Raw genomic sequence first — 2,818 nt, 5'->3', positions numbered from 1 at the left:
CTCAACCACTATGAAGCGGGAACCGAGCGCGGCTTCGGCCAATCAGACTCGGGGCGCCTCGCCGAGAGGCAAGGCGGCATGAGAGCACCATTGGACGCTCACATGCAACGGATGTCGAAGAAGTCGACCAGTTCATCGCCGACTACCTCGACAAGGACATCAGGACCTACCTGGTCGAACGCGGCGCAGGGCGCCGCTGGAACTACTCCCGGGCCGAAGCGAGGTCGGCCGTGGTGACGGCCCTGCTCGACCCTGTCCTGGGTGCTGTCCTCGGCGAGGACACCGACCCCTACATCGTTCTCGACGATGTCCGGGCCGGGCTGCGCCGCCAGGTCCGGGAGTTCCAGCCCATCTGGATCCACAAGCGCCGCGGCCTCAAGGGTGTCCTCCTGGACGCCGACTACAGCTTCAGGGACGAGGAAGAGACCCCTGACCTGCTGCCGAGCGAGTACGAGGACCCGAGGATCCAGCACGCCCGCGCGAGGTTCAGCACCGACGAGTGGACGGTCCTGCGCGCCTACCACCTCGACGGCGCGGAGGCCTGGAGCGACGCCTCCCTCAATGCCGGGCACCCGCCCGCCTTCGGGGAGCGCGTACGCCGCAAGATCCCCCGGGTCGGCGCGGAAGTCGAACGGCGTCGCGGGAGGTCAGCCGCGCGCAGGTTGTACCACCAGTGCCGGCCGACACCGGTGTTCGGCGCTCCTCGCAGCGCACCGGCGGTATAGCCCTTGCTGGGGTTGACGACTCCGACGGGGACAAGGTCGCGGGCCTGCGCCCCAGGAAAGGCGAGATCGCTGTCGTTGCTGATCACGACGGCGGCGGTGATCCGCTTGTGCAGCAGGTCGAGCAGGAGGTGGGAGGCGACATTGACGTCGGATCCCTTCTCCTCCCGCTGAGCGACCGAGACCAGGAAGGACGTTCCTCCTGACCGCCGGCGTCGAACCTCGGACCGTGATGGAGTTCTTCGGGCACACAACATCATGGATGACGATGGAGCGCTACGGCCACGCGCTCCCCGAACATCTGCACGCCGCCGCCGAGGCCATGGACGCCTTCCTCCGCGGGACGGCTGTGGATAACCCGGGCGGAGAGCACCGCCAAAGCCGTTCGGCTACACGGTTGGTTACATAACGAACAACCCAGCCCCCGCCAGGTCGGGCGAAGCCCGACACTCGGGGGTCCGGGGGTCGCCCCCGGGCAGGCATAACGGCCGATGGCGCAGCCGATCAAAGATCGGCAAGCAGCCGAAGCCTGCGCGTGGAGACGAGGGGACTCGAACCCCTAACCCCTGCCTTGCAAAGGCAGTGCTCTGCCAATTGAGCTACGCCCCCGAGGGACGCGCTCCGGCCGGGACGGAACCACCCGACGATGACCACCTCGGCGAAGCGCTTCACAAGCGTACGGCATGACGGTCTCCTCGGACGTTGGTCCGGCACGGGAACCACCCGGGAACCATGGGGGACACCGATGCTCGGGTTGATCCGGTCTTCCGGCGATCACAGTGCCCGCCTACGACCATCGTGCCCCGCGGGAGCCCTGTGGATAACCGGGCCGCGGCTCCCCCAATCGCCACCCTGTGGATAACCGGCCCGCCGACGCCGACGCCGACGCCGCCGTCGGCGATGGCTACGGCTACGGCCGTGCCGGCACCGGCCGCGAGGCCCGTCGGTCAGGACCGGCGCAGGGTCGGATCGATGAAGGCCAGCCGCTCCCGCACCTTGACCGCGAGATCCCGGAAGTCGGAGTAGCAGCGCCGCACCGCGCTCTGCGTACCGCCGAGCGCGCCGTCTCCGGCCCGCAGCCGAACATCGGCTTACGGGCGTCGTGCGCCAGCGGGATCAGGTTCGCGTAGTGCCCCAGGGTGGCGATCTCGAAGGAACGGTCATGCGGTCCGGGGTTCCCGCTGGTGAGCACCGAGGTCGCGAACACCTCGGGAATCCGGTCGAGCCACCGGTCGTGCGCCTTCGCCGGCCGGTCGGTCCGCGTCGGCGGCTGCATCACGATGTACCCGATCGGCATCATCAGCCCGCGCGGAGCCGAGATACGCTCGGGAATCTTCGGCAGCACCATGCCCTGCCAGGTGGAACGCCACTCCCGCAGTGTGGGGCCGAGGTTGCGCAGCCCTCGCAGCGAGAACAGGTCCGCCGTCAGTGGCATGAGCACGGTGTCGGCGGACAGCAGCGCGGCCCGGTTGATGGCCCCCAGATTGGGCCCCACGTCGATGAGCACGATCTCGGCGCCGACCGAGCGGGCACCATGGTCGATGACCCGGTGCAAAGCCGTCGTCGTACGCAGCGCCGCGATGTCCTTGCCGAGGAAGCTGTTCGGCCAGGCGGCCGACAGCCGGTCCTCGAAGACGCTCAGCTCGACGTCGCCGGGCAGCAGCCACAGACCGTCCTCGATCGTCACCGGATCGAAGAGCGTGACGTCCCCGACCCCCTCCATGATTGGCCCGATCGCCGTCGCCATCGTCCCCGTACCGGGGACGATCCGAACCGGGCGCACGTCGAGGTCGATGATGGACTTCGGCGCGGACGACGCGGTGACCGCCGGTTCCTCCCACAGCTGGGTCAGCTCGTCCTCGTCGAGGAACTGGGCGGTCAGGTTCGCCTGCGGATCGAGATCGACCGCGAGCACCCGGTGACCCATGCGCTGCAGCATGTGCGCCAGGTGGTAGGCGAGGGTCGTCTTACCGACGCCGCCCTTGTTGTTGAACAAGGCCATCGTGATCATGAAAAGCCCCGGCCGCGATCCCCGCGTCGCCCGCGCGCCGCCTCACCCCAGTTGTCCCTGTTGTCCAACACGGCAGACATTGTCG

The 2,818-nt window shown here is 68.5% G+C and carries 2 protein-coding genes and 1 tRNA gene; 1 reads left to right on the top strand and 2 read right to left on the bottom strand.

The features are described 5' to 3' along the window. The first annotated feature begins 230 nt into the window (after positions 1 to 230). Positions 231 to 725 (top strand): hypothetical protein, encoded by a 495-nt coding sequence (locus tag AC08ON_RS17850; protein WP_476617409.1) that lies wholly within the window; start codon positions 231 to 233, stop codon positions 723 to 725. Between the two features lie 533 nt (positions 726 to 1,258). On the opposite strand, the gene AC08ON_RS17845 is transcribed toward AC08ON_RS17850, so the two are convergent. Together AC08ON_RS17845 and AC08ON_RS17840 are read right to left on the bottom strand one after the other, a co-directional pair. After that, positions 1,259 to 1,331: transfer RNA gene (locus AC08ON_RS17845), tRNA-Ala, on the bottom strand. A gap of 301 nt (positions 1,332 to 1,632) precedes the next feature. Beyond that, positions 1,633 to 2,733, bottom strand: a complete 1,101-nt coding sequence (locus tag AC08ON_RS17840; RefSeq protein WP_476608655.1) for a ParA family protein — start codon at positions 2,731 to 2,733, stop codon at positions 1,633 to 1,635. Between the last annotated feature and the right edge of the window lie 85 nt (positions 2,734 to 2,818).

The sequence above is a fragment of the Frankia sp. CoWAU3 genome (assembly GCF_977971855.1).
This window is presented reverse-complemented; position numbering and strand designations above follow the sequence as displayed.

What these genes read in the sequence shown, in the direction of transcription:
- AC08ON_RS17840 (WP_476608655.1), bottom strand. Translation starts at nt 2,733, where the DNA reads ATGATCACGATGGCCTTGTTCAACAACAAGGGCGGCGTCGGTAAGACG.